The following is a 23,861-nucleotide window of genomic DNA, read 5'->3' as shown; positions in this document are numbered from 1 at the left end:
CAGGCTCTTTTTCGTTCTGCCTGCCCCCGAGGAACCCGCTTTCTGACAGGATTCGCAATCTGGGAAGCTACGGGAATCATCAGAGACCGAATCGACCCGCAGCTTTTGCCGATCGCTTCTGGAAAGTCGTCCAAAGCGGTCTGACGTGCGGGATTCAAGTGGAATCAGACCTCTGGTTGCTCGATAAAATACCATAGGGGAACTCCCGGCCGAGTCGTTCGTTCGTTGTTTTCGGTGCGGCATACGCTGACTTTCCGATTTTGGCATCCTCCAAGAAGATCGATCTCTCGACGTAACCCCCGGTGAATGTCAATCTGAAGCCTCTCAGGGGTTTTAGTCGACGCCGGACCGTGTCGAGACACCAGCGAGATCAAGGACGAGATTTCCAAAACGGAAAGCAAGCTCGGCAGGATTAGCCAGTCGTTCCCAACAGAGAGGCAGTCATTTCATGCGGATCGTACTCGCCAGTTCCGAGGCAGTCCCTTTTTCCAAAACGGGGGGCCTGGGGGACGTTGCAACTGCCTTACCCAAGGCGTTGGCTCAGGTGGGTCACGATGTTTCATTGTTTACTCCTTTCTACCAGCAGATCATCGCCAAACGAGGATCCAGCGTTCCGGTGATCGAACCTACCGGCTTGACATTCCGCGTTACCGTGGGGTCAAAACACGTCGAAGGCCAGATCCTGAAGTCCTCGCTGCCGGGCTCGCGAGCAACGGTCTACCTGATTGAACAGCCACACTACTTCAACCGCCCTGGACTCTATGTCGAGCAGGAGCAGGACTACCGGGACAACAGCGAACGGTTCATCTTCTTCAGCCGGGCCGTCATGGAAGCGACTCGCCTCCTTAACCTGAAGCCCGACATCATTCACGCCAACGACTGGCAGACAGGGCTGATCCCCGCCCTCTTCAAGATTGAATTCCAGGGTTCTCCGGGCTTCGAACGGACGGCCTCGATCTTCACGATCCACAACATGGCCTTTCAAGGTCAGTTCTGGCACTGGGACATGCTGCTGACCGGGCTCGACTGGAAGTACTTCAACTGGCGTCAAATGGAGTGCTACGGCCATCTGAACCTGCTGAAAACGGGGATCGCCTTTGCCGACCTCGTCACCACGGTCAGCCCGACTTACTCTCGCGAGATCCAGACGCCCGAGTTCGGCTGCGGACTCAACGCCGCTCTTTCCTCCCGGCATGACGACCTGTTCGGCATCCTCAACGGCGTTGATACCGAAGTCTGGAACCCCGCTACCGACCCGCACATCGCCCAGAACTACACCGCGGCCACGGTGGCAGAAGGAAAAGCGGCCTGTAAGGCCGAACTGCAGCGCCGCCTCGGTTTGCCTGTTCGCCCGGACGTCATGCTGCTGGGCAGCATCTCGCGGATGACGCACCAGAAGGGCTTCCAACTGGTCGAACAATGCTCCTCCATGTTGATGGATCAGGACATTCAATTCGTTTTCCTTGGTTCGGGTGAACCTCGTTTTGAGCAACTGCTGACGAAACTTGCCGAAAGCCACCCCGGGAAAGTGGCCACCCGGATCGGCTACGACGAACCCCTGTCGCATCAGATTGAAGCCGGAGCCGACGCGTTCCTCATGCCGAGCGAGTTTGAGCCATGCGGCCTCAACCAGATGTATAGCCTGCTCTATGGAACGGTCCCCATCGTCCGTGCTGTGGGGGGCCTTGCTGATTCCGTTGTCGATTCCTCTGACGAGAACCTCGCCAATCGAACCGCCAACGGCTTTGCCTTCCGTGAATTCCGCAGCGACGTCCTGTTCTGGAACATCTGCCGGGCACGGGCCCTGTTTGCAGACAAGCAGAAGTGGTCCTCCCTCCAGCAGACGGGAATGAAACAGGACTGGTCCTGGACGCATAGCGCCAACGAGTATCAGCGAGTCTACGAACTTGCCCTCGAAAAGCGTCGGAATTCCCGCCCTACCAGTGACTCGACCACCCGAAGTGTCGTGGGAAGCTGAGCGACAGCCCTGCCCCATCACTGATCGAACAGAGGCTCCGGGATGCCCGAACTCCGCAAAGATCCGCTGCTGCAGCGCTGGGTCGTCATGGCACCCGAGCGAGCTCGGCGGCCGATCCAACTGCAACTCCCTGACCCCCTCCCGCCCCCTCATCCCACTAGCCCCAACCCGGAGCACTCCGCCGATCGCGGTACACCCGGCTGTCGCCGTCGCGGTTTCCGCAGCCGCAGCACCGTCCGTCGTCGCCACCCTAAAGTTGATGCCACCGCACCGACCACCGAGCCCCCCTTTGATCCGTTCGCCGAAGGGAATGAGCACGCCACGCCCCCCGAAGTCCTGGCCTACCGCAACCCCGGTTCCCAACCCAACCAGCCGGGCTGGCGAGTCCGCGTCGTCCCGAACAAGTTCCCGGCACTGGAACCGGTGGGCGAACTCCACCCTCTCACCGGCGACCTGTACCAGTCCTTAAACGGGTTCGGACTGCATGAGGTCATCATCGAATGCCCTCATGCGGAAACCAACCTCGCCCGACTCACGCTCGACAACATCCGCGAAGTCCTGTCGGCCTATCAGGACCGCATGAAGGCGATCAGGAACGAGGCTCGACTGGTCCATGTCACCCTCTTCAAGAACAATGGCGTTCGCGCCGGAGCATCCCTGCCCCACTCGCATTCGCAACTGATCGCCAGCCCGGTCGTTCCCGTGACGATTGTCGAAGAGATCGCGGCCGCGCGAGCCTTCTATGACTCCCGTCAGCATTCGATCTTTGACGAGCTCCTCCGGCAGGAACGCCTTACGGGTGAGCGAATCGTCTTCGAAAGCGACCGCTTTATCGCTTTCTGCCCTTATGCCAGCCGATTTCCCTATGAGACCTGCCTGCTGCCCAAGCGGCAGCAGAGTCATTATGAAAACCTGCAGCCGGACGACCTCACGGACCTGGCTTATATTCTCAAGGTAGTGCTATGTAAGCTCGATCAGGGCCTTAGTAATCCACCTTATAACTATGTTATTCACACCGCACCCTTGAATGAGCCGGAACTCCCCTGGTACCGCTGGCACCTGGAGATCTTCCCCCGCCTGACCAGTGTTGCCGGCTTCGAATGGGGCAGCGGCTTTTATATCAATCCGGTCTTTCCCGAGACCGCCGCCGGGCAACTGCGGGAGATTGTCATTTAGCGGGCGATGAGCCACCCCGTCACCCACGCAAGAGCCATTACGATGAGGCTCTGGCGGCAGAACCGTTTCCCTCAGCAGTTGTCAGTAGCGGGGGATCGAGGGATCGATCGTTTGAGACCATTCATCGATTCCACCGGCCATGTTCGAGACCTGTGAGAATCCCTGCTGACGCAACCAGTTGGTCACGCGCATGCTGCGGCCCCCATGGTGACAATGCACGATGATGGGGGAATCGCGATGGATTTCCAGTTCCCCCACCCGCTGCGCGAGCTCGCTCATCGGAATGAGGGTCGTCGATTCAATATGAGCCGTTTCGTATTCGTCACGTTCACGGCAGTCGAGAAACAGGAATGGCTGCTGCGCGTCGAGACGGGCTTTGACGTGCTGACAGTCGACTTCCAGGGGGGCGCTCATTGTTCATCCTTAAACGGCCATCTTCAGCGGGCAATCTGCTCGCGAGCAAACTGACGTGCCATCTTGTAGGCATGACGTAATGCAAAGATCCGGGTTTCCATCTGTTCTTCGGTGTAGTACTTGCCGGGTTCACTGGCGGGCAGCCCGGCGATGGAAATCGTCAGGGGCATCAGATCCAGAAACTCACGATAGCGACGCTGTTGATCGGCTGCTGAGGGGTCGCCACTCGACATGCTCTTACTCCTGAACGATTCTGACCTGATCTCGATCCGAATTGACTGAATGACAAATGTCACATCACATGCGGAAACATCTCCAGGGTCCGTCTATCGCATGCTTCAAGACAGAAGGACCGTCAACTGCGGCGATTCATGTACTGCTTGATGATGTCCGCCGCCGTATTGGAAGGCTTTTCTTCCTGCTTCGCGCCCCCCGCAGGAGCCGCTGCCGGGGCGACGGTTTTAACGCCCGTATCTTCCGGGTTCGGCAATCGCACCGCCAATTCGCCCGAAGGAGCTGCAGCGTCTGGCTCGGGCTCTTCCACCGGAGCCGCGACGGCACCACCAGGATATCCCTGCATGGGCATCATCTGGGGATAACCCATGGGGTAACCCATTTGCGGAGGGTAACCGGGTGGCTGACCGTAGCCGGGTGGATACTGCGGATAGGCCCCTGGCATGTAGCCCGGCGGCATTTGATAGCCGGGAGGAACCATCGGTGGATATCCGGGATACCCCTGCGGATAACCTGGCATCCCCTGTGGTGGATACTGGAGCGGCACCGGGGCACCGATGATCGCGGTGTCCTGAGTGGGCATGCCGGCTGCCGCGGGGTCGACGTAGGCAGGCATCTCGTAGCTGGTCTCGGTCTCTTCCGACGAAGAAGGAAGCTCGGTGGTCGAGAGGCCCGACGACAACTCGGCAACGGGCTCGGGAGCGGCAGCCGGTCGCGGCGACGACTTGGCGGTCGCCTGTCGGATGATGACTTCCAGTTCGAGCTTCCCGATCGAAACCCGGTCACCCGACTTGAGATTCACTTCACCACGCAGGCTGGTGCCGTTCACCAGGGTGCCGTTAGTACTTCCCAGGTCGCGCAGACGAATGGCGTACTCGTCGATCGAAAAGACGCAGTGGTGGCGGCTGACCAGGTCGCTATTGGGCCTCAGATGGCAATCCTGCTCACGGCCAACGAGAAACTTTTTCGTCGCCAGCGGTATTATTTTGCCCTGGTGCTTGCCACCAAGGATTTTCAGTTCGGCCTGCAACATGAATCAGACACTCCCTAAACTCAGAGGTCCATCAATCGAGATGGGCATCCACTCTCGCGATTGTACATCCGCTAACGGACACGTCGTTTTGAAATGACTTTGGCATGACGACCACGCCGGGGATTTGAAGGGAACGCAATGGCCCGTTCGTGGTTACCGGGAACCACTATCACGCTAACGCCTTATCGAAAGACTGTCAACGAGTATTCGCCGCACCACACGCCATGGACTACCTCCCTTTCACACGCGATTCATCCGTCGAACACAATTCTGCAGCAGCCTGTTTTTCCTGTTCCGTCAGCTCACCAAACGTCCAGCTTTCCGCGACCGCTTCTGCCAGCGGAACCGCCAGAACACGGGCCAGATCCGGGGGGACGTCAGCCTCGCAAAGGTCCGCCAGCCCCGCCACCGCCGGCGCCGCCGCAGAGGCGTGCAAAATTAAACTTCCGTGTTGCAAAACGGCTCCCCGCCGGCGACGTTGAGCACTTCCGACCACCTTCTGGCCATGCACGACCAGATCATGCGAATCTCGGCGCTGGAAGCACAACAAAGGCTCTTCACCCAGCTTTGACGAGACCCCGCGAGCGGCAATCGGGAACCCCAGGCGATTCAAACTTGCCACCAGCGACCCGTGCACGATGTCATAAAGTTCTTCAGGCAGACTGAACAGCTTTTGCACGGGGGGAACTGTCAGACTGTAAGTCCATTCGCAATCGTGGAGAATCGCCCCTCCCCCCGACAATCGCCGCACGACAGGGAGCTGCGACAGGACCGAATCCACTTCAAAGTCAGCCGACTTTTGAAAGTATCCCAGCGAGACCGTCGGCTCTTTCCACTGGTACCACCGCAGTGTCGCAACCTCCGACGAAATCGCCGACAGCAGCAGCGCCTCATCCACGGCCATATTCCAGACCCCCGACTGGGGCTCGGTCTCAAGAATGACGCGTAAATGAGTCAGCCGCTGCATCAATGGACAACCTTCCACAGAGGAACCGGATCGCTTCGCAGCCCGGTTTTGGTTCTCAACCCCTTCCAGAACGTCCCTTCGCGAGACGCTCCATCCCGGGAGGAATTCTATACAAAACGATCAGGCTGACGATGCCGATCCGGTGAGGAACCCGAGAAACCGCTCCTCACCTGCTCTCTCGATCGAACGTCGCCCGCCGACCAGCCCCCTGCTGACTCGACAACGACCCTGAAGTCGTCTCAAGCCGCTCTCTATTTTACCAATGTCCACGGCAGAACAGGAAATTGCAATTATTACAAACGTGTTAGTCGCCCGTCCCCCTGCAGAGGGGCCTTACTAACCTACTCCCGGCCACGTTAACCACGGCCGCGCTGCTTCTCACGCTGCTGCCGCTTCAACTCGCGCTTCTGCTTCTTGCTCAGCCCCTTCATCTGGTCTGCGGTGAGGCCCCCACCGGAATCCTCGTCATCCTCTTCACCACCACCGGCATAACCACTGCCGTCATGGACACCACTGTCATGGCCACCACTGTCACTCGATTCATACGACTCCGACGACTGATAGGAACTGTGGTCTGCCGACTCGGAGTAGTCTTCCTCCTGCTGCGAAACCGGTTGCGAGAAGTGAGGTGCGGGAGCTTTATTTCCGTGCGACTTGTGAGACTCCACAAACGCACTGCTTTCCACCTCGGCAGCAGCTTCCGCCTCCTCTTCGACCCACTCTTCCGACTGGTCCGCTTCAGGCTCCGACCACGATTCCTCGGCCGCAGACTCTTCGTACGCTGAACCGTCTCCTTCAGACTCTTCGTACGATTCATAGGCCGACGCGTCGACCTGTTCTTCCTGCTCTTCCACCTCTTCTTCGTATTCCGGCTGTTTCACCTTCGCACGCGTTTTCGGTGCGGCTCGTTTGGCGGGTGCCTTCCTCTTCCGCTTTGGCGCCGTGGCCTCTTCCACCTCGACCTTTTTGCGCCGTCGCTTCGGCTTTTCGACTTCGTCTTCATCAACGGCGGCGACAGCCGATCGCCGCTTCCAGAACTTCAGGCGACTCGCACACCAGACGGCCGCTTTCCAGAGAACCGACCCGGCACTCGGCTCCGCCAGCTCGGGAGGATCAGGACAGACATACGCGACGATGCGAGCATGCAGCCACAGCCCCAGAAACAACGTCCCGCTGGCGAACATCGGCAGAACCTGCCGGACGACACCGAAACCACTGACGTTTGCCAGCTCGCCCCGGAACAGTTCCAGCCACGCGGCCACGTACCACAAGGCCCCTGCCAGCCGGAGCGTATACAGACTCGAACGACTTCGCCGTAATTCCCGATCCAGCAGCAGCGTCATGGGGAGCATGACCACACACAACGGCAGCAGCCAGGCCACGGTTTCGCTTTGCCAGGCAAACCCCAGCATCGGTCCGAACACCTGACCGACCACCCGCTGCAGACCGGTCGCAACCGTCAGCGTCCCCACACCCAACAGCCCGGCCGCCCAGGGCCAGACACGATAACGACCACTGAAATCGAGCTTACACTGTGACCGATACCAGGTAATCAGCAGCCCCAACTGAGTCGATAGCGCCAGAAAGAGGGTGGAAACAACAACCAACAGCCGCGGACGCTCGCCCGACAGCAGCAGCTCCACAAAGGGATTCAGCACCGGACGGAAGGGGAGCGGCCGCGTCATCGCGACCGTCAGCCCCAGCAGCAGCACCCCCACAATCCCCGCATAAATCCAGATCCGCAGTTCAGATACGGGAACCCACGGTGCGGCGGCGGATGAGGCGACGAGCTGTGACTGAATCCGTCCTCGCTCTGCTCCGAGGGAGGTTGTCTCCAGAGAAATACCATCGCCGTTGACAGCCAGCCTGCGCCGTCGACGGTCGCCAGTCGAGCTCGACCCGGCAAACTGAATGGGCATGGTTCTAATTCTTCTCGCGGTGATCAAGCGAACTTTGGGGTAAAGCGCGTCTCCGCGTCACTTATCTCAACACTGATTCAAGACAGATCCGTATCCATGGCATGACTGATAGCGCGATGAACATCACGACCGGACGAAGTTCCAGCCGTCTCTCGATTCGCCTCCAGGCAACTCGACAGGCGTTCGTTCTCCATCGACCCCGCCGAGCTGCAGAAATAAGTTCAAATCACGCGCATCACCCGCACACCCCAAACCCCCAGGTCACCCCGATCAGAATATTTTCCAACGAAGCGACGAGAACGGGCAACGGGCTGGGCATCCGTTAAGGGTAGCACCGGTTGACCGGGTCTTCCCGGGCTACCGGTGTGCGTCGCACAAGAGGTTTCCATGAGCTCGATTCATCACGGCGGGCGGCACGGGGGGAGGGATCAGGTGTCACCTCCTCAACGGGCAGGTGCTCTCGTGTTTGAACCGGGTGAGTGAGCATCCGTGATGAGACTGGAAACGTGAGCAAACCCCTGAGGGGGACGCGGCCCCCGGCGGCCGCGAAGAGGCGTCGACCGGGGGCCGGGGTGGGACCGATCGGGTTGGTGCCTTAACGACCTGCACACCGTTCCGGAGCTCTCTCACGACTTATTTCCGCCCCGAGCCGTGGGTCAGCACTTCCAGCATTCCCTGGCAGAACGCGGGGAGATCGTCCGGACGGCGACTGCTGACGAAGTGGCGATCAATCACGACAGGCGCATCTTCAAATTCCGCCCCGGCATTAACGAGGTCATCTTTAATCCCGGGCGAACCGGTGACGCGCACACCTCGGTAGACCTGCGCCGAAATCGGGATCCAGCCACCGTGACAGATCGCCGCCACCAGTTTCCCCGCTGCGGCAAATTCCTGAGTCAAACTGAGCACCTTGGCTTCGCGTCGCAGCTTGTCGGGCATCCAGCCCCCCGGCAGGATGATCCCATGAAAATCCCCCGCTTCGACTTCGTCAATGGCGACATCGGATCGACAGGGGTAGCCATGCTTGCCGTGATAGACGACGCCCCCCTTCTGACCCGCCACGACCACACTGGCCCCCGCTTCAATCAGACGGAGCTTGGGATACCACAGCTCCAGATCTTCATAGTCATCTCCGACAAGAATCAGAATCCGCTGTCCGGCCAGTTGTGTCGACATTAACGTCTCTCCTCAATTGAGTTTCCGCCACGACGCCCGTCAAAAGCGCCGGCTCCAAACCGAGCTTCCGTACGCTACCAGACGATTGAAAAAGGGGGGGACTGGCTCCGAAGTCCGCTCGAAATCCATGAGGAATCGGTATTGCTCAAGGTCCCTGTCCCCCTATTTCCACAGGCAGTGACGTGCAAATGGCGTATCAGTTCGACAGCAAAGTAACACCAGCCCCCGGGAAAGTCCCCTACCGGCCCCAAACCCCGCCGCCGCCCGACAATTTTGCGACACGGCCCGCTCACGCCACATCCCCGCCCCCAAGCCAGCGAATTTTTTTGTTTGAGCATCTTGGTTGAACACCTTCCTTGAGCATCTTCCTTGAGCATCTTCCTTGAACACCTTCCTTGAGCATCTTCCCTGGGCATCTTCCCTGGGCATCTTCCCTGGGCACCTTGGTTGGGCACCTTGGTTGGGCACCTTGGTTGAGCATCTTCCAAACGGGGCCACCCCATCCCAGATAACCACGTCGCCTCATTCCCCCGCAACAACTCAGCCTACGCGGGTGAATCGCCAATACCGGCCGAAATGCGCGCTGCGCGCGGTTGAGCACCTTGAGCACCTAATCATCCTTTTCCCTGTTTGTCAGGCCCCAGGATTAGTTGCTCACGTTTGAGCAGCTTGAGCACCTTGAGCATCTAATCGCCTCCCCTTCAGACCTCATCCCAACCCAGCCCGTCTCGACCCACCCCGCCCAGGCTCCGCTCGCAGTAACCCCGGCCCCCGCCTCACCAAAATCCTGACCCGGCTCTCCACCGGCGCGACAAGGCCAACCCGCCAGCCAATCCGCCAGAAGCGAGTCCAGGCAGCATGCCAGTCTTTGCGCCGCCAGTTCGTTCGCCCCCCCTCCCTCCGGCCGACTCCGCACGGCGACGGCCACAGCGCGACCAGACGGATTCGCGCGCCCGGCCAGCGCCCCATCTTCCAGATAAAACTTCCAGACAAAGAAACGAACAACAAAACCGCCACGACAAAGTTACCACCCCCGGAAATCCACGCAGCACCAATCCCGCCCCCGCTTCCAAACATCTGGAAAGCCTCCCCCACCGAAAAGCCGCCCGGCCACCCGGGAAATGCAGGTCGACGCGGGGAACCGGTGTGGCTCAGTTGCCTGGGTCGTCTGAAGTACGACATCCGTCACACGGCGTTTCTCAATTTTTTGTCAGGGTATGACAGAAAATGACAAACTCCGTGTGTATCCTCTGAACACCTGGATTGTTTCAGAACAACCTCATGAACAAATGCGGGAAATCTCGATGGACTCCTCAACACCTGTGCAGAGGCAATGGCGGATTCTCATTGCACTGATGCACCGTCGTCAGGGGCAGACCGTCAAGGAGCTGAGTCAGGAGTTTGAGGTCAACACCCGCACCATCCTGCGGGATCTGAACACGCTGCGCCAGGCGGGGTTCCCGTTATCCGAACGAGTATCCGAGTTCGGCCGCAAGCACTGGCGTCTGACCGAAGGAGGCCCCCGGGCCCCGATTCACTTCACCTGGCCCGAAGCAGTCTCGCTTTACCTCGGCCGTCAGTTTCTCGACCCGCTGGCCGGAACGTACTTCTGGAAGTCCGCGCAGACCGCGTTCACCAAGATCCAGTCGATGCTGGGGGAAGCCGCCCTTTCACAGCTCGAAAAAGTCTCACGTCATTTTTTTCAGACGATCCCCGGCCGACCCGACTACAGCGGCAAGGCCGAAGTCATCGACCGGCTGATGCAGGCCGTGGAAGAGCAACGGATCGCCTTTGTCGCCTACCAGAGCGAACGAGCGACGGAACCGGTCTCACTCGAGATGTACCCGTACGGGATCGCTTATCACAAAGGGGCTTTGTATCTGGTCGCCTGGTCCCGCGACCACGACAGCATCCGTCACTTCAAGATTGATCGAGTCAGTGGAGTCGACATTCAGCAACTGCAATTCACACCCGACCCCGACTTCAGTCTGGAAAAACACTTCGCGAACTCGTTCGGTGTCTTCCGCAGCGAAGCTCCCGAACAACCACCACTACAACGAATCCGCATCCGCTTCGCCCCTTCCGTCGCCCGCTACGTGCAGGAAAAGATCTGGCACGCATCACAGCAACTCAAACGGGAAAACGACGGCAGCGTCACGCTGGAACTGCAACTGGAAAACACGCAGGAACTGAAATCCTGGATCCAGAGCTTCGGCCCCAAAGCCACCGTCCTGGAACCCAAATCACTGAAAACAGAAATCATCGACGAACTGAAACAAACACTAGAAAGCTACAACCGCCATAAATCTGTCCCCAACTAAGATCACACTTGTTCAAACCCTACGATCACATCATACTCTCACTGCTACCACTCATCATATGATTCATTTACGGATCATAACCGAGAACAGTGCACAACCCAGCCGAATACAGCCAAGAACAAGTATGTGAACCGCCCACTCAACAACTCTCAGCAAGCAACAACTGCGTAAACTATGTGACGGGAGACATCAACATCGCGCGATCACAACAACCCGGGTACTCGCAACCGGTAGGAGTTCGCTATACAATCACCTTCCTTCGCGGCTACACCTCATCGCCTCCGACAGTTTCCGCCGAAAATCCAGCAATGTAGAATGTAGACCGTGGGCGTAAGGACGAGGAATCGCCGGGTATAACGCAGCTCGACACAGGATACGCTCGTAGGAAAGAAGCGTATTCAGCAATCGTTTCCTCTCCGAATGAGCATGGAGTGGCTGGAACAAACTTTGCGGTGAAGAATTAAACTTATAGAGGACGACGATGCTCGCCAAAACCCTCCGAGAAGTTATCCACGGCAAGGGGACAATATGCGATTACGCAGACGATGGGAGCGAACTACCTGCCGAATGCATTCCTTTCACAAAACCGCCCAGCATCAGCCAGCGATTATCGCTCAACGACAGCGGGATGGGCGGCGCGCACAACTTCAATCCGGCGATGACGAAGTGTAGTGGAATGAACTGGCTCAACTCCGTTGACATCGTCAGCGAACAGCCGGGTTCTGTTCTCTGGGCCCATCGCCGGACGCCCGGACGTACAACCTGCCAGTGTGGAGGGCCCACACAAAGAAGCTCGCTACGAAGCACCACCAATATTGGACGTCCAACAATTCCTGGGTCTTGGTCGAACGGCTCACGTATAGCCGTGGGCTGGCCATCACAATTCGAGGCAGCGCGGCCAGCAATCATTTCCACAACATTGTAAACAAAGACCAGCCCCAGATACCAAGGCCTTTTTCAAGAGTGAACGTTCAGATGATCCAACCTGCAGCCGACGGTTCCAGGTGCTTTAAGGCGACCAGAAGCTCACCACCGCGTATGCGGTGCATAAATTCGTCCTAAATAAAAAGAGATGGAGAAGCGAGGTTGCACTATCTGACACTCCAGCACGGCGGTTTGTCTTCGCCGGGAGTGTTCTTTCCCTACATCGAACCTGCAAGGCAGGGCGAAATGCCAACCGATGAACTACCAGACGAACTATTCGCCGACATACAATCCTTTTTCCGCAAAACGCCAGTACTGCTAATTGGGTCTGGCTTCTCTTGCGGCTATGACCTTCCCGGCATGAAAGAATTAGCAGACCACCTAGCAACAACAGTGCACGATGGACTGAGCACCGATGAAGCGAGGACTGCTTGGACGCAATCTATTGCTGCGGTCAAAGCGAACCTGGAGGCCGGACTCAATAATATTCCACTCGGCGCTGCAGTATGGAATGAGATCATACTATCCATACGCCGAGAAACCGCAAAACTGATTCTCGACAGGACTATCGCCGCCGAAGAAAGAATCCTTGATGAAAAGCCGAATCGAGAACATGCACCGTCACGCCTCTTGAAACACTTGTTCACGGGTTCACCACAAAACGCTGAGTGCATCCACGTTATAACGACCAACTACGACACTTTGCTGGAGCTGTTCTGCGATTTAGCAAATCTTCCACTAGACACAGGTTTCATGGGATTCCGTCGGCGTAGGCCACGCCTCGATTCACTTTTTCAAACGCAATACAATCGAGTTCTGGTTGCAGAGAAGCACCAGCAACAAGTCGATCACAGACTTTGCAAAACCGTTCGTCTATATAAGCCGCATGGCTCGATCAGTTGGTTGGCGACTGAAGAAGGAGCAGTGGAAGTACTCAACGATGTTTCTATCGCTGACAGGGCCATCGTAGTTCCAGGACCTTCAAAATATCAGGATGCATTGGTAAACACGTTGTTCGACGCAATGCGCACTGAAATGAACTACGTACTTTCCGGTACGCAAGCATTGCTCTGCCTCGGCTTCGGTTTTAATGACGACCATCTTCAAGGCGTCATTTCACGTCGTTTATCTGAAGGACTGCCTATCATTCTTATTACACGCAGCCCTACTCCCAATATTGAGCAACTTCTCAACGACCATCCGCACGCAATAGCTGTGTTCAGATCCGACGACGGAGCTATCTTTCACTGGAATGGGAAGACACTGAGATCTCCTGAACCTCTCTGGCAGCTCGATGACTTCCTAAAACGTTTCTTGGAGTGAAGCAACAAATGAGCATTTTTAAATTCAATGAAGAGCAGTCCCTGGGCGAAGTTCGCAGCGTTGAGACCTCACGAATCGCAGTGCGAGTGACGGACGGTCAACGCCTCCAAAAAGCTCGCGTTGGTCGCCTGGTCGCCATCCAGTCGATGGGAGACGAGTGGTTGATCGGCATTATCGAGCGCGTTTGGCGACATCCGGTCGAATTGCCAACATTCTCAGCGGGTGAAGAAATTCCTGACCTGACCGACATATCTCAGGAAGAGAACGGCATTTCAATCAGCCTCGTCGGCACCTATCGTGCCCGAGACGGGCAGCGCAGGAATGCGTTCACTCGAGCTGTCTTCATACTTCCCGAGATAAACCGGCCCGTGTTTCCTATCGAGGAGAAGTCTCTCGAAGAATTCATGGGCATCTTGAGTGCGTCTTCTAAAACCGACGCCGCAGCCCCTCTCAGAGTCGGAACCTATACCCTTGACGGCAAGGCAAGCGCCTACATTGACGGGGACAAGCTATTCCAAAGGCATGCGGCACTACTCGGAAGTACGGGCTCCGGAAAATCTTTCACCGTAGCCTCTATCTTGGAACAGTCCGCTTTACTGCCACACGCGAACATCGTCGTCCTTGATTTGCATGGCGAGTACTCCAGCATGAAGTTTGCCTCACATTACCGGATTGCTGGCATCGGTGACATTAAAGCCGGGAACAAGGACGCTATCTTCCTACCGTTCTGGCTGCTGACGTATGACGAAATGCAATCAGTGTTTGTAGATCGTTCCGGAGACAACGCACCCAACCAGGCTCTTGCACTCATGGATTCCGTCGTGGAGATGAAACATTCAGCCATCGATTTGCTCAAGAAGCCAGAGCTCCTTGAAGGCTTCACTGTAGATACACCAGTTCCATACAAACTGAATGATCTAGTCTGTTCTCTTGATAGAAAGAACGAAGAGGCTATTCCGACGGGTGAAGAATACGTTTCAGGTGCGAAGAAGGGACAACCCAAGACCGAGAAAGGCCCGCTACACGGAAAGCTGTCGCGTTTTCTCATTCGATTGAAGACCAAGATGAACGATCGTCGGTATGCGTTCATGTATCAAGCCCCCGCGGAGTACGAAACTTACGAGGCATTGCATGAACTTGCAAGAAAGCTTCTCGGCACAGGCAGTGCCAAGGCTGACGTCAATCCCGGCATCAAGATCATCGACTTCTCGGAGGTGCCTTCCGATATTCTGCCAGTGGTAGTTGGGCTGGTTGGACGACTCATTTACCAGATTCAGTTCTGGAGCGATCCGGGAGAGGACGGGGATGCGCGGCATCCGATCGTAATCGTTTGCGACGAAGCTCACCTATACTTACCTAGTAGCGCCGCCTCAACGGGCCCGTTGGAGAAGAGAGCATTGGAGAATTATGAGCGGATCGCTAAAGAAGGACGCAAGTACGGCGTAGGCTTGATGGTGGTCAGCCAACGACCTTCAGATGTCAGTACAACGATTCTCAGCCAGTGCAGCAACATCATCAGCTTACGCCTTGCGAACAAAACTGACCAATCGGTGGTGAAGCAACTATTGCCGGAAAGCTTGGAAGGGCTGATGGAAGTGTTACCGACACTGGACGTGGGTGAGGCTGTTGTTGTAGGAGATGCCACCCTACTGCCAACGCGAATCAAGATGTCGAAACCTAAGCACGAACCCCGTAGCGCGACGATCCCCTTTTGGGCGAGGTGGACCGAACGCAAGGCAGAAGTGGATCTTGTTGCTGCGGTAGAAAACATGCGCCGCCAGTCTCGAGATCAAAAGTAATGAGACGAAGTCTTCAAATCGCCGGAACCGTAAAAAATCGCTACGACTCCGCATCCATGGATTCTCAGGTCAAGGAAGACGGAGCCGCAGCGATCATGAAGGATTATCCCAGCAGCCTCACGGATGAGCAATGGAAGGTGATTGAAAAACTGTTACCCAAGCGGGCCAAAGTGGGGCGACCGCCTGTGGACCGCAGAACCATTCTGGATGCGATCCTGTACCTAAATCGAACCGGTTGTCAGTGGCGTTACTTGCCTCTCGAATTCTCTCCTTGGAAAACGGTTTACACCGTTTTCTGGCGCTGGCGTCGATACGGAGTCTGGAATTCGCTCCACGAAACCCTTTGTCGAAAAGTTCGTCAGGCGGCTGGCAAGAAGCCAACGCCGAGCGTGGCCATCATCGACAGCCAATCGATTCGTACCGCGGAAGGAGGAGCGGAAAGAGGCTACGATGCAGGGAAAAAGATTACTGGTCGTAAGCGGCACATCGCCGTTGATTCGTTGGGACTCATCTGGGGAGTCGTCGTTCATGCCGCCTCCTGGCAGGATCAGGACGGCGCTTGCTACCTTCTGCACAAGCTTGAGTCGTTCGGTCGATTACGGCGAATTTTCACGGACAGCGCCTACGGTCGAGGTGGACTGCCGAACACCAGCGGATTCTTCGTCTTGCCGTAGCGATGGATTGTGGAGTGAACCTTCGCCTAGTGCTTTGTCACATCAAAGAACGTGGGTATACGGATTTGAGTTTAGTTCGTGCATCGTCAATCTTCATTTGCCAATTCACCCCTCGTTGTGTTGAGTTCACTTGGTCAGACCAAGCCGTGGCTTCGCTCTGAAGGGTCTTGATATCAGGAAAGCGTCGACCTGAGGCACATTGTCGAGTCAGGGAACTGAGCTCGTTCTCAGCGATGTTCAGCCAACTGCCGTGTTTGGGTGTGTGGTGAAATTCGATGCGTCGGACGTATGAGCGAGCGCGGTCCGGCTCAAATGCCTCGTAGAACGCACCTTTCGTATGTGTGTTCAGATTGTCGCAGACCAGAATAATCTTTTCTGACGTCGCATATCGACCGTCGAGCAAACGAGCCATTTCCAGAGCCCAGTCGATCTTTGTTTTGGTCTGTCTGACGGTCACTTTGCGCCACCCAGCCAGAGGTTCCGTGAACATGAAAATGTTTGCAGTGCCGGCCCGTTCGTACTCGTAGTCAACCCGCTTGGCATGTTTCGTTGTCGCGGGAATCGGTGTCCGTGTTTCTTTCAAAAGTTGGACCGGTTGCTCATCCATACAGATCACCGGGCAGCCTGAATCGTAGGGTCTTGCATAAATATCCAGCACATCCTCCATGCCCGCGACAAATTCGGCGTCGGCTTCGGGAGGGATCACCCAGTACTGAATCTTGCGGTTGGTCATGCCATTTTTTTGAGTGTGCGACGGACAGTTTCGTGACTGATGGAGTCTACAATCTCCAACTCGACGACTTTACGAGCCAACAAACGCAGCGTCCAGTTCGCATAGCCTTTCGGCGGCTGTCCTAAACGCAAGGCGATGATCTTCGCCTCCTGGTTACCATCCAACAACTTCAGCGTCGCTGGCGTCTCACGCTTCGCGCCACACAAAGTTTCTTCGAAACCGCATTCCACTAATCGACGGCGAACATCTTCCACGGTCTGTGTCCGACAGTTGAACGCCTCGGCGATCTTGCGATCAGACCAGCCCGGACCTTCGACATCGGCCTTCAAGAGAATCTGAGCTCGCTTCACCTTCTGGCTCGAGCCTTTCAGCTTACCGACGACTTCTCGAAGGACCTGACGTTCTTCGTCGTTCAACCGAACAATATACTTCTTCTGCATCGCACACCTCCTTGTGCCATACAGATTCTCGCAAAATACGGATTATGGCAATCCCTGTTTCGATGGGTGACAATGCACTAGAGGCAGTTTCAAAACCGGTTCAAGCATATCATCACGCAGGCGAGATGGAAAAAGCCTTCGAAGAGATGCGGGTAGTATTCGTGCCGGACAAGAAGTCTTCTCTGATAGCCTAACCAGCTGATCGTGCGTTCCACTTTCCAGCGGCTCGCATATCTCCTCAGTCTTCGCCCGTCTTGTCGAGACGGCTTCTTCCGGCCTTTTCGGTGGGGTGTGATTTGCTCGATACCTCGCAGTTGGAGTGTGTCACGAACCCAATCCGCATCGGCAGCCTTATCGTAGAGCAGCCTCTCTGGTTTCTGGCCAGCAACTTGAATGTCGACCAGCGTCTCGATCGTGTTGACTTCGGCGACCTGTGCAGAAATGGTGAACCCCGAGATGGGGACGCCGTTACCGTCCGTCATCAGCATGAGTTTCGTTCCTTTGCCTTTCTTGGTCTTGCCAAACTCGGCGCCCCCTTTTTTGCAGGCGAAAAGGTGCCATCACCCATTGCCTGCGACCAGTTCAGCCGTTTCTGTCGATCAAGGGACTTCAGCAGACGCTCCCACGTTTTGACCATGATTCCTCTCTCCGTCCACTCTTTCAGCCTTCGCCAGCATGTTGCAGGAGAGGGGTATCGCTCTGGTAAATCTTGCCATCGTCCTCCGCTCTTCAGGACCCACAAAATTCCCTCCAGACATGGTCGAGGCTCGACTCGCGGTCGGCCTCCCAGTGGGGATGGAAGAGGGTTCGCAAACAGATCTTTGATGGAATTCCACTGGGCATCATCGAGAAAAGGCTTCGGGACCGTCCTGGACCCTGTCGTATTCGGCCGCCGTCGCTGGGGCCACATGGACAGGGTAATTCGCATGTAAGGGACTCCTTTCTCCCTTACCGGTATGCAAATTGACTGCCAGAGTCGTTATTGCAAAACAGGGTCTTGAAACTGCCTCTAGCTGGCTCGGCACCGACGGCACAGTAAGGACTATGAGCTTAACCCAGAACCCAGCGAAGCCATGATTCAGATCTCAATGATCGGACTCATAACCCGAAGGCTTGCTAACCAAAATCGGGCTTGAACTGGACTTACCCATGCAATGTGGGCGCGAGGAAAAGCGAGTATGCTTTCCCTTGAGGAGTCCAGAGTATGTCGAAAGAACGTCGGAAGCACACACCCGAATTTAAGCGTGAAGCAGTGAGCCTTGTGCTGGATCAGCATTTGTCTGTGGTCGAGGTCTCACGCCGGTTGGGGATCAGTCAGACACTGTTGCACAAGTGGAAGGTGCAGTTTGCCGAGCAAGGGGACCAAGCCTTTCCCGGAAAGGGTCAGCAGACGCCGTAGGAAGCCGAACTGGCGCGATTGCGCCGCGAAGTCGAGCTCCTACGGATGGAACGTGACATTTTAAAAAAAGCGACGCAGTTCTTCGCGAAGGAGTCCAAATGAAATATCAGTTCATTGAAGACCATCGCCGTGTGTGGCCTGCCACAGTTCAATGTCGGGTGTTGGACGTTTCCCGCAGCGGGTACTACGCCTGGCGAAAACGTCCCGTCTGTGAGACTTCACGGCGACGCGAGGAACTGACGCGTCGCATTCAGACCATTCATGCGATGAAGTATCATGATGTTTATGGAGCACCACGACTTCAGGCAGAACTGAAAGCTCAATGCCATCCCTGTAATCGGAAAACCGTTGCGAAATGCATGAAAGAGGCAGGAATCAAGGCCGCGACGGTGAAGAAGTTCCGGGTGAGCACGACGGATTCCAATCATTCTCATCCGGTGGCTGCCAATGTCGTGGATCGTGAGTTTGCTCCTTCTCAAAAGAATCAGACTTGGACTGCAGACATCACGTACATTCCGACGGATGAAGGATGGCTTTATCTGGCGGCCGTCGAAGATTTGTACTCACGCAAGGGTGTGGGATGGTCGATGTCAGATCGGATTGACAGTCGACTGGTCGTCGATGCGCTGGAGATGGCAGTCCAGCGAGAACTTCCTGCCGCAGGCCTGGTGGCGCACTCGGATCGCGGGGTGCAATATGCCAGCGAACACCACCCAACACTTCTGAGACGAAATCTGATCACCTGCTCGATGAGTCGCCGAGGCAACTGCTGGGACAATGCACCGATGGAGAGCTTCTTCGCCACCTTGAAGAAGAAACTGGTCCACCGCGAACGGTATCAGACTCATGCGCAAGCGCGCCAAAGCCTCTTTGAATACATCGAAGCGTTCTACAACCGCGTCAGAAGGCGCTCGACGATCGGGTACCTCCCACCCGTCAAGTTCGAGCAGGCCACTTAATCCTAACCTCGCGCCCACATTTCATGGGCAAGTCCATTGAAGCGATGTTTCGTTAAGTCGGGACGGTGTTTTTATCGGTAGTTCTCCACGCTGAATAAGCGTGGCCTAATTGAAGCGGGTGTGCAAGACAGTGGGATTTACCGACGCTCGCGGGGTTCTCCACGCGGAAACCCAACCGCCCTGAACAGGTGGTCGGGACACCCTGGGTGGTGGACCTACGGGTCGGGCATGCCACTGCTCGGACGTCTTCGCCGAGCAGTGCTCTTTCGGTTCGTCGCCGACTCTGTTGCGGAGTGTTCCTGGGGACATTTTTTCGTTGTGGGCCTTCGGGCAGTGATGTATTGGTGAAGGGTTCTTCGTTCAGCAGAGCACTACGTCAGAGCACACTCTGATGAAGGGGCATGATCTTGAGGGGGGCCGCTGGCGTTGGGGGGACTGGGACGGATCTTTACTGGTTCTGCGGTTGGCTTTCCTGTCGCAGAGCGACAGGGCTCCTTGAGGACAGGACGACATCAGGACGAAACGACTTGATGCACGCTCATGATGCGGAATTGAGGAGGTGCGGATCGATCGTTGTTTTTTGGATGGGGGCCGGGCTGAACTCTTAATTTGGTCGAGAATCCCTCCCTGGTTGATCGGCGCGGCAGATTTCCCGATGATTCCCGTTTGTGGGTGGGACGGGGATCGATCCCCTTCTCTGACCTTCTTCTGAATACGGATCTGACGTCGACTTGCTCGAAGTGAACTGACCATGCCGAAACGTAAACCCGCCCCGAACAAGGACAAGGACAAACCGGAGGCCGTCAAACAGATTGAGCAGCTCGTCGCGGATTTCTGCCGTGAGCATCTGAACGCCGAGTATGCCGAACTTTGTCGTCGTCTGACCGACAAGCTGGCTCGCAAGCGACCGACTCCGCTGATCAGCGGCAAGCCGACGACCTGGGCCTGTGGCATCGTTCGCACCATCGGCTGGGTCAACTTTCTGGACGACCGCTCGAACACGCCGCACATGAAATTGACCGCCATCGACAAGGCGTTTGGCGTCGCCGAAAGTACGGGGCAAGGGAAGTCGATGCTGATCCGCAAGATGTTCAACATCAAATCCATGGACATCAACTGGTCGCTCCGCAGTCAAAACGAATCGAACCCCCTGGCCTGGATGATTGATGTGGGTGGACTCATCATCGACGCCCGGTTCCTCAAGCGGGAAATCCAGGAAGAAGCCGTGAAACAGGGACTCATTCCCTACATCCCCGAACGACCAAAACCGCTGCACCTTGATGACGATGAGGACGACGAGTAACCCTCGGGTCGACCCGGCCAGTCCTCGTCTGATGTCGATCAGATGAACGGAGAACCGTTCCGTTTCGTCGGTCACGGACAAGGGAGCGGGAGCTGAAGAAACGGAGACAGGCACCTCGGATGACCTCGGAGGCAGCCTTCGTTTCTCAACAAGCCGTTCAACCATTCGGAGCCCCTGCGCGGCAGGCAGTCGGCTCTGACTCGGTTGTTAACTGTGGCATTCGCTTTGCGGTCTCCCTAAGATCAGAGCGTTCTGTTGTGACGGATGCCGAACCGACAGGCCGGGGACGCTCGGGGTCTGGAATTGAGATGACAGTTGCCATGCAGGCTTTGTTTGTTCACGGAATGGGGCGTTCTCCGATCACCGCGTTTCCGCTGCTCAGGCAGTTGAAGCAGAACGGATTTTCGCCGTCGTGGTACTTTTACAGTGTCACCTTCCAGAACTTCACCTCCATCAGCCGGCGACTCGAACAGAAGATCGAACGCCTCGCGGCCCAGGGGGATTACGTCCTGATCGGGCATTCCCTGGGGGGAGTCCTGCTCCGGGAGGCCGTCGCGACACTTCCGCCGGGGACGCGGATGCCGACCCGCATCATCCTGCTGGGCTCCCCCGTCCGCCCTTCCCGCATCGCCAAAGCACTGAAACGAAACTGGCTGTTCCGACTGGCGACCAGCGACTGCGGTCAACTGCTCGCCTCGGACGATCGCATGGAACATGTCGCGGCGAGCCAGGTCCCCACCACCAGTATCATCGGTACCAAGTCGCTTGGACCGCTCAAGAAACTCTTCGGCGACGAAGAGAATGACTGCGTGGTGTCATACTCCGAAGTCTGTGCTGACTGGATCACCGAAGAGATTCGCCTGCCGGTTTCGCATACGTTCATGCCGTCCAACTCGCTCGTCGTGAAAACGGTGATTGAGTGTTTGAAGGCGGATCAGCCTGTCTTGAGTCCCGCCCCGGACCAGAATCAATAACTTGTGTCCGCTCAACCCCCGTTGGAGAAACGTACGATGTCTGGAGAACGCCGGATTGTTGCTGCCAAGCTGTTCTCGATCGGCGGGTTTCTGGTGTTACTGCTGGTGACTTACTGGCTGAGGTCGGAAGTGCTGGGACTGAGCCGCATTCGATTTTCCGCCGACGAGAAAAGGGTTGAGCTCGAACAGCAGCGGAACAAAGAGTCGTTTCCCGAGCGGCAGAAGCAGCATGAAATTGCTCTGAAGAATTACGACCTTCAGTTGAAGCACTATGAAAAAGTGCTGGCGATCTACGAACGGGATTTGGATGAGTATGCCAACCTGACGAAATCGGACCTGAAACCCCCACGACTTCCCGATCCGCCCGAGAAGCCGAACTCACCCGAAATCGAAGATCAGTTCCGCCAGATTCAGGCCGAGTTCGTTACACGTCGCTACCGCTACTTCGCCGTCAGTGAATACGGTAACGGAGTGGCCTGTCTTGCTGCCCTGTCGCTGGTCGGTGGCCTGCTCTACCTGCTGATGTTTGATACCAACGGCAATCGACTGTACTACTTCATGCTGCTCATGCTGAGTTTCGTGTTCCTGATCGGTCCCTCGCTGCAGTCACTGATGACCGGGATCATCAGCCTCATGTCGGGACCGCACGGCATGTGATCGGCATGGTAAAATGTGTCGCTACGATGCAGAGGACAGACTTCGCACCAGCAGTTGCTGGTTGCGTCCACAGAGGGGCGAGGCGGGTTGCTGTCGCTGGCGTTGGCGGGTGGACGTGGAAACCTGACCGGTGCTGCGATCGGTTTGCCTGCCGCGGAACGGCAGGACTACTTCGGGGACTGCTTCAAACCGTGGTAGCTGAGCAATCCTCGGTGAGGCTGTTGTTTGGTCGCGGCTTTTCAGTTGCTTGCGTCGGCTGGTCGGCGACGGGGCCTCTTGTTGCATGGCAACCCAGACGTCCAGAGCGACGTCTGGGCCACCCTAATGGAAATGCCACCCCTCTTGGCGGGGTGGAAATACGGGTCGGACATGCCACTGCTTGGACTCTTCGCCGAGCAGTCTTCGTTCGGATTCGTTCGGCAGTACTCGTTCTGGTTCGTTCGGCAGTGCACTGCTTCAGAGAGGACTCTGATGCAGTGGCATAATTTGTGAGGGGTGGCCGCTGGCGTTGCGGGGGCTGGGACGGGTCTTTGCTGGTTCTGCGGTTGGCTTTCCTGTCGCCGAGCGACAGGGCTACTTGAGGGCAGGCCTGCTGAAGACAGGCCTACTTGGGTTGGGCTCACTGACGCTGGCACCTGGGACAGAGACCATGCGGGGCGGGTTACTTTGGTGGTTCTGGCTGGCTGGTTGGGGGGATGTTCTGGGCGGCGAAGTGGATGGCGTCGGCGGGCCACTGGGGGGCGGACTTGATGGCGGGGAGGACTTCTTCTGCTGTCTGGACGACTTGCCACATGGCGCCGTGTCGTTCGGACATGAACCGTTCTTCCACAGCCCGCGACATCATTTCAATCAGGGGATCGAAGTAGCCGCGCGTATTGACCAGGACGATCGGGTTCAGGTACAGACCCAGCCGCTTCAGCGTGATCGCTTCGAACAGTTCCTCCAGCGTCCCCGATCCGCCGGGGAGTGCGACGACCGCCTGACTTTGCGACAGCATGATATGCTTCCGCGTTCGCATGTCTTCGACACGCAATAGCTCCGTAATGCCGGAATGGCCCCACTCCAGCTCCATCATGAAGTGCGGGATGACTCCGACCACCCGTCCGTTACGGCTGAGGGCTCCGTCGGCCACGGCCCCCATCGAACCCGCTCCGCCGCCTCCGTAAATGATCGAGCAACCCCCTTCGGCCAGCAGTTCGCCCAGACGGTAGGCACTGGCGTGGTAGTCGGGATGACAGGCTCGGCTGGAGGCGCAATAGACGCAGACGGTCGGACCGGCATTCGACAGATCGGTCCTGAGAACGGTTTCGGTCGAAACGTAGGAAAACGAAGAGGTTTCCGCTGAGAGATTGGGCGCCGGCATGTGCTCTTTCCGTGAAGGTTTACCTGAGTTGAGTTTGGGCGGGGGGTTCAGGTTCGCGCAGAATACCGGCTGGGGGCGGGTTTGTCTTTGGCCGC

General features: G+C 56.8%; 22 protein-coding genes. 12 read left to right on the top strand and 10 right to left on the bottom strand.

The window, feature by feature from the left end:
* The first annotated feature begins 448 nt into the window (after positions 1 to 448).
* Both glgA and ACGY09_RS15145 read left to right on the top strand, forming a co-directional pair.
* Positions 449 to 1,978, top strand: a complete 1,530-nt coding sequence (glgA, locus tag ACGY09_RS15150; protein ID WP_397568384.1) for a glycogen synthase GlgA — start codon at positions 449 to 451, stop codon at positions 1,976 to 1,978.
* Positions 1,979 to 2,020: 42 nt separating this feature from the next.
* Positions 2,021 to 3,154: a DUF4931 domain-containing protein gene (locus ACGY09_RS15145; RefSeq protein ID WP_397568383.1), complete on the top strand. Its 1,134-nt coding sequence runs from the start codon at positions 2,021 to 2,023 to the stop codon at positions 3,152 to 3,154.
* Positions 3,155 to 3,235: 81 nt separating this feature from the next.
* On the opposite strand, the gene ACGY09_RS15140 is transcribed toward ACGY09_RS15145, so the two are convergent.
* From ACGY09_RS15140 to ACGY09_RS15115, 6 genes are all read right to left on the bottom strand, one after another.
* Entirely contained in the window at positions 3,236 to 3,568 is a 333-nt protein-coding gene (locus ACGY09_RS15140; RefSeq protein WP_397568382.1) for a rhodanese-like domain-containing protein, read from the bottom strand.
* A 23-nt stretch (positions 3,569 to 3,591) separates the two neighbouring features.
* On the bottom strand, positions 3,592 to 3,801 hold the full coding sequence (locus ACGY09_RS15135) for a hypothetical protein (protein ID WP_373649399.1): 210 nt from the start codon (positions 3,799 to 3,801) through the stop codon (positions 3,592 to 3,594).
* A gap of 122 nt (positions 3,802 to 3,923) precedes the next feature.
* The gene (locus ACGY09_RS15130) at positions 3,924 to 4,835 is read right to left on the bottom strand and encodes an FHA domain-containing protein (RefSeq protein WP_397568381.1); all 912 of its coding nucleotides are present in this window, start codon (positions 4,833 to 4,835) and stop codon (positions 3,924 to 3,926) included.
* 229 nt (positions 4,836 to 5,064) lie between these two features.
* Positions 5,065 to 5,802, bottom strand: a complete 738-nt coding sequence (locus ACGY09_RS15125) for a biotin/lipoate A/B protein ligase family protein (protein WP_397568380.1) — start codon at positions 5,800 to 5,802, stop codon at positions 5,065 to 5,067.
* 356 nt (positions 5,803 to 6,158) lie between these two features.
* Positions 6,159 to 7,721: a hypothetical protein gene (locus ACGY09_RS15120; protein ID WP_397568379.1), complete on the bottom strand. Its 1,563-nt coding sequence runs from the start codon at positions 7,719 to 7,721 to the stop codon at positions 6,159 to 6,161.
* Positions 7,722 to 8,354: 633 nt separating this feature from the next.
* A complete protein-coding gene (locus ACGY09_RS15115; protein WP_397568378.1) occupies positions 8,355 to 8,897 on the bottom strand; it encodes a type 1 glutamine amidotransferase domain-containing protein in 543 nt (180 codons plus the stop codon).
* A 1,304-nt stretch (positions 8,898 to 10,201) separates the two neighbouring features.
* Here ACGY09_RS15115 and ACGY09_RS15110 point away from each other — a divergent pair.
* The 4 genes from ACGY09_RS15110 to ACGY09_RS15095 all read left to right on the top strand — a co-directional run bounded on the left by ACGY09_RS15110 (position 10,202) and on the right by ACGY09_RS15095 (position 15,938).
* Positions 10,202 to 11,218: a helix-turn-helix transcriptional regulator gene (locus tag ACGY09_RS15110; protein WP_397568377.1), complete on the top strand. Its 1,017-nt coding sequence runs from the start codon at positions 10,202 to 10,204 to the stop codon at positions 11,216 to 11,218.
* A 1,086-nt stretch (positions 11,219 to 12,304) separates the two neighbouring features.
* Positions 12,305 to 13,465: an SIR2 family protein gene (locus ACGY09_RS15105; protein ID WP_397568376.1), complete on the top strand. Its 1,161-nt coding sequence runs from the start codon at positions 12,305 to 12,307 to the stop codon at positions 13,463 to 13,465.
* An 8-nt stretch (positions 13,466 to 13,473) separates the two neighbouring features.
* Complete coding sequence (locus ACGY09_RS15100) at positions 13,474 to 15,264, top strand: ATP-binding protein (RefSeq protein ID WP_397568375.1); 1,791 nt, start codon at positions 13,474 to 13,476, stop codon at positions 15,262 to 15,264.
* Positions 15,264 to 15,938: an IS5 family transposase gene (locus ACGY09_RS15095; RefSeq protein WP_397568374.1), complete on the top strand. Its 675-nt coding sequence runs from the start codon at positions 15,264 to 15,266 to the stop codon at positions 15,936 to 15,938. Before ACGY09_RS15100 ends, ACGY09_RS15095 begins: the two co-directional genes overlap by 1 nt.
* A gap of 37 nt (positions 15,939 to 15,975) precedes the next feature.
* Here the strand turns inward: ACGY09_RS15095 and ACGY09_RS15090 are convergent.
* From ACGY09_RS15090 to ACGY09_RS15080, 3 genes are all read right to left on the bottom strand, one after another.
* A protein-coding gene (locus tag ACGY09_RS15090; RefSeq protein ID WP_397568373.1) for an IS630 family transposase occupies positions 15,976 to 17,111 on the bottom strand; the annotation gives its coding sequence in 2 pieces (ribosomal slippage) (positions 15,976 to 16,682 and positions 16,682 to 17,111; 1,137 coding nt in all).
* An 89-nt stretch (positions 17,112 to 17,200) separates the two neighbouring features.
* Complete coding sequence (locus tag ACGY09_RS15085; RefSeq protein WP_397568372.1) at positions 17,201 to 17,599, bottom strand: transposase; 399 nt, start codon at positions 17,597 to 17,599, stop codon at positions 17,201 to 17,203.
* Positions 17,593 to 18,021 (bottom strand): transposase, encoded by a 429-nt coding sequence (locus ACGY09_RS15080; RefSeq protein ID WP_397571883.1) that lies wholly within the window; start codon positions 18,019 to 18,021, stop codon positions 17,593 to 17,595. Before ACGY09_RS15080 ends, ACGY09_RS15085 begins: the two co-directional genes overlap by 7 nt.
* 294 nt (positions 18,022 to 18,315) lie before the next feature.
* On the opposite strand from ACGY09_RS15080, the gene ACGY09_RS15075 reads away from it, so the two are divergent.
* From ACGY09_RS15075 to ACGY09_RS15050, 6 genes are all read left to right on the top strand, one after another.
* On the top strand, positions 18,316 to 18,510 hold the full coding sequence (locus ACGY09_RS15075) for a transposase (RefSeq protein ID WP_397568371.1): 195 nt from the start codon (positions 18,316 to 18,318) through the stop codon (positions 18,508 to 18,510).
* Between the two features lie 98 nt (positions 18,511 to 18,608).
* Positions 18,609 to 19,469: an IS3 family transposase gene (locus tag ACGY09_RS15070; protein WP_397568370.1), complete on the top strand. Its 861-nt coding sequence runs from the start codon at positions 18,609 to 18,611 to the stop codon at positions 19,467 to 19,469.
* A gap of 751 nt (positions 19,470 to 20,220) precedes the next feature.
* Positions 20,221 to 20,772, top strand: coding sequence for a DUF6398 domain-containing protein (locus ACGY09_RS15065; RefSeq protein ID WP_397568369.1), 552 nt, complete (start codon positions 20,221 to 20,223; stop codon positions 20,770 to 20,772).
* Between the two features lie 308 nt (positions 20,773 to 21,080).
* Entirely contained in the window at positions 21,081 to 21,746 is a 666-nt protein-coding gene (locus ACGY09_RS15060) for an esterase/lipase family protein (protein ID WP_397568368.1), read from the top strand.
* Between the two features lie 36 nt (positions 21,747 to 21,782).
* A complete protein-coding gene (locus tag ACGY09_RS15055; protein WP_373649413.1) occupies positions 21,783 to 22,403 on the top strand; it encodes a hypothetical protein in 621 nt (206 codons plus the stop codon).
* A 15-nt stretch (positions 22,404 to 22,418) separates the two neighbouring features.
* Positions 22,419 to 22,601 carry a hypothetical protein gene (locus ACGY09_RS15050; protein WP_397568367.1) on the top strand — a complete coding sequence of 61 codons (183 nt, stop codon included), beginning with the start codon at positions 22,419 to 22,421 and terminating at the stop codon, positions 22,599 to 22,601.
* A gap of 463 nt (positions 22,602 to 23,064) precedes the next feature.
* Here the strand turns inward: ACGY09_RS15050 and ACGY09_RS15045 are convergent, their stop codons facing one another.
* A complete protein-coding gene (locus ACGY09_RS15045) occupies positions 23,065 to 23,766 on the bottom strand; it encodes a TIGR00730 family Rossman fold protein (RefSeq protein WP_397568366.1) in 702 nt (233 codons plus the stop codon).
* Between the last annotated feature and the right edge of the window lie 95 nt (positions 23,767 to 23,861).

Origin of the sequence: Schlesneria sphaerica, assembly GCF_044336245.1 — a bacterium.
Classification (GTDB): domain Bacteria; phylum Planctomycetota; class Planctomycetia; order Planctomycetales; family Planctomycetaceae; genus Schlesneria; species Schlesneria sphaerica.
This window is presented reverse-complemented; position numbering and strand designations above follow the sequence as displayed.

What these genes read in the sequence shown, in the direction of transcription:
- glgA (WP_397568384.1), top strand. Translation starts at nt 449, where the DNA reads ATGCGGATCGTACTCGCCAGTTCCGAGGCAGTCCCTTTTTCCAAAACG.
- ACGY09_RS15145 (WP_397568383.1), top strand. Translation starts at nt 2,021, where the DNA reads ATGCCCGAACTCCGCAAAGATCCGCTGCTGCAGCGCTGGGTCGTCATG.
- ACGY09_RS15140 (WP_397568382.1), bottom strand. Translation starts at nt 3,568, where the DNA reads ATGAGCGCCCCCCTGGAAGTCGACTGTCAGCACGTCAAAGCCCGTCTC.
- ACGY09_RS15135 (WP_373649399.1), bottom strand. Translation starts at nt 3,801, where the DNA reads ATGTCGAGTGGCGACCCCTCAGCAGCCGATCAACAGCGTCGCTATCGT.
- ACGY09_RS15130 (WP_397568381.1), bottom strand. Translation starts at nt 4,835, where the DNA reads ATGTTGCAGGCCGAACTGAAAATCCTTGGTGGCAAGCACCAGGGCAAA.
- ACGY09_RS15125 (WP_397568380.1), bottom strand. Translation starts at nt 5,802, where the DNA reads ATGCAGCGGCTGACTCATTTACGCGTCATTCTTGAGACCGAGCCCCAG.
- ACGY09_RS15120 (WP_397568379.1), bottom strand. Translation starts at nt 7,721, where the DNA reads ATGCCCATTCAGTTTGCCGGGTCGAGCTCGACTGGCGACCGTCGACGG.
- ACGY09_RS15115 (WP_397568378.1), bottom strand. Translation starts at nt 8,897, where the DNA reads ATGTCGACACAACTGGCCGGACAGCGGATTCTGATTCTTGTCGGAGAT.
- ACGY09_RS15110 (WP_397568377.1), top strand. Translation starts at nt 10,202, where the DNA reads ATGGACTCCTCAACACCTGTGCAGAGGCAATGGCGGATTCTCATTGCA.
- ACGY09_RS15100 (WP_397568375.1), top strand. Translation starts at nt 13,474, where the DNA reads ATGAGCATTTTTAAATTCAATGAAGAGCAGTCCCTGGGCGAAGTTCGC.
- ACGY09_RS15095 (WP_397568374.1), top strand. Translation starts at nt 15,264, where the DNA reads ATGAGACGAAGTCTTCAAATCGCCGGAACCGTAAAAAATCGCTACGAC.
- ACGY09_RS15085 (WP_397568372.1), bottom strand. Translation starts at nt 17,599, where the DNA reads ATGCTGATGACGGACGGTAACGGCGTCCCCATCTCGGGGTTCACCATT.
- ACGY09_RS15080 (WP_397571883.1), bottom strand. Translation starts at nt 18,021, where the DNA reads ATGTGGCCCCAGCGACGGCGGCCGAATACGACAGGGTCCAGGACGGTC.
- ACGY09_RS15075 (WP_397568371.1), top strand. Translation starts at nt 18,316, where the DNA reads ATGTCGAAAGAACGTCGGAAGCACACACCCGAATTTAAGCGTGAAGCA.
- ACGY09_RS15070 (WP_397568370.1), top strand. Translation starts at nt 18,609, where the DNA reads ATGAAATATCAGTTCATTGAAGACCATCGCCGTGTGTGGCCTGCCACA.
- ACGY09_RS15065 (WP_397568369.1), top strand. Translation starts at nt 20,221, where the DNA reads ATGCCGAAACGTAAACCCGCCCCGAACAAGGACAAGGACAAACCGGAG.
- ACGY09_RS15060 (WP_397568368.1), top strand. Translation starts at nt 21,081, where the DNA reads ATGACAGTTGCCATGCAGGCTTTGTTTGTTCACGGAATGGGGCGTTCT.
- ACGY09_RS15055 (WP_373649413.1), top strand. Translation starts at nt 21,783, where the DNA reads ATGTCTGGAGAACGCCGGATTGTTGCTGCCAAGCTGTTCTCGATCGGC.
- ACGY09_RS15045 (WP_397568366.1), bottom strand. Translation starts at nt 23,766, where the DNA reads ATGCCGGCGCCCAATCTCTCAGCGGAAACCTCTTCGTTTTCCTACGTT.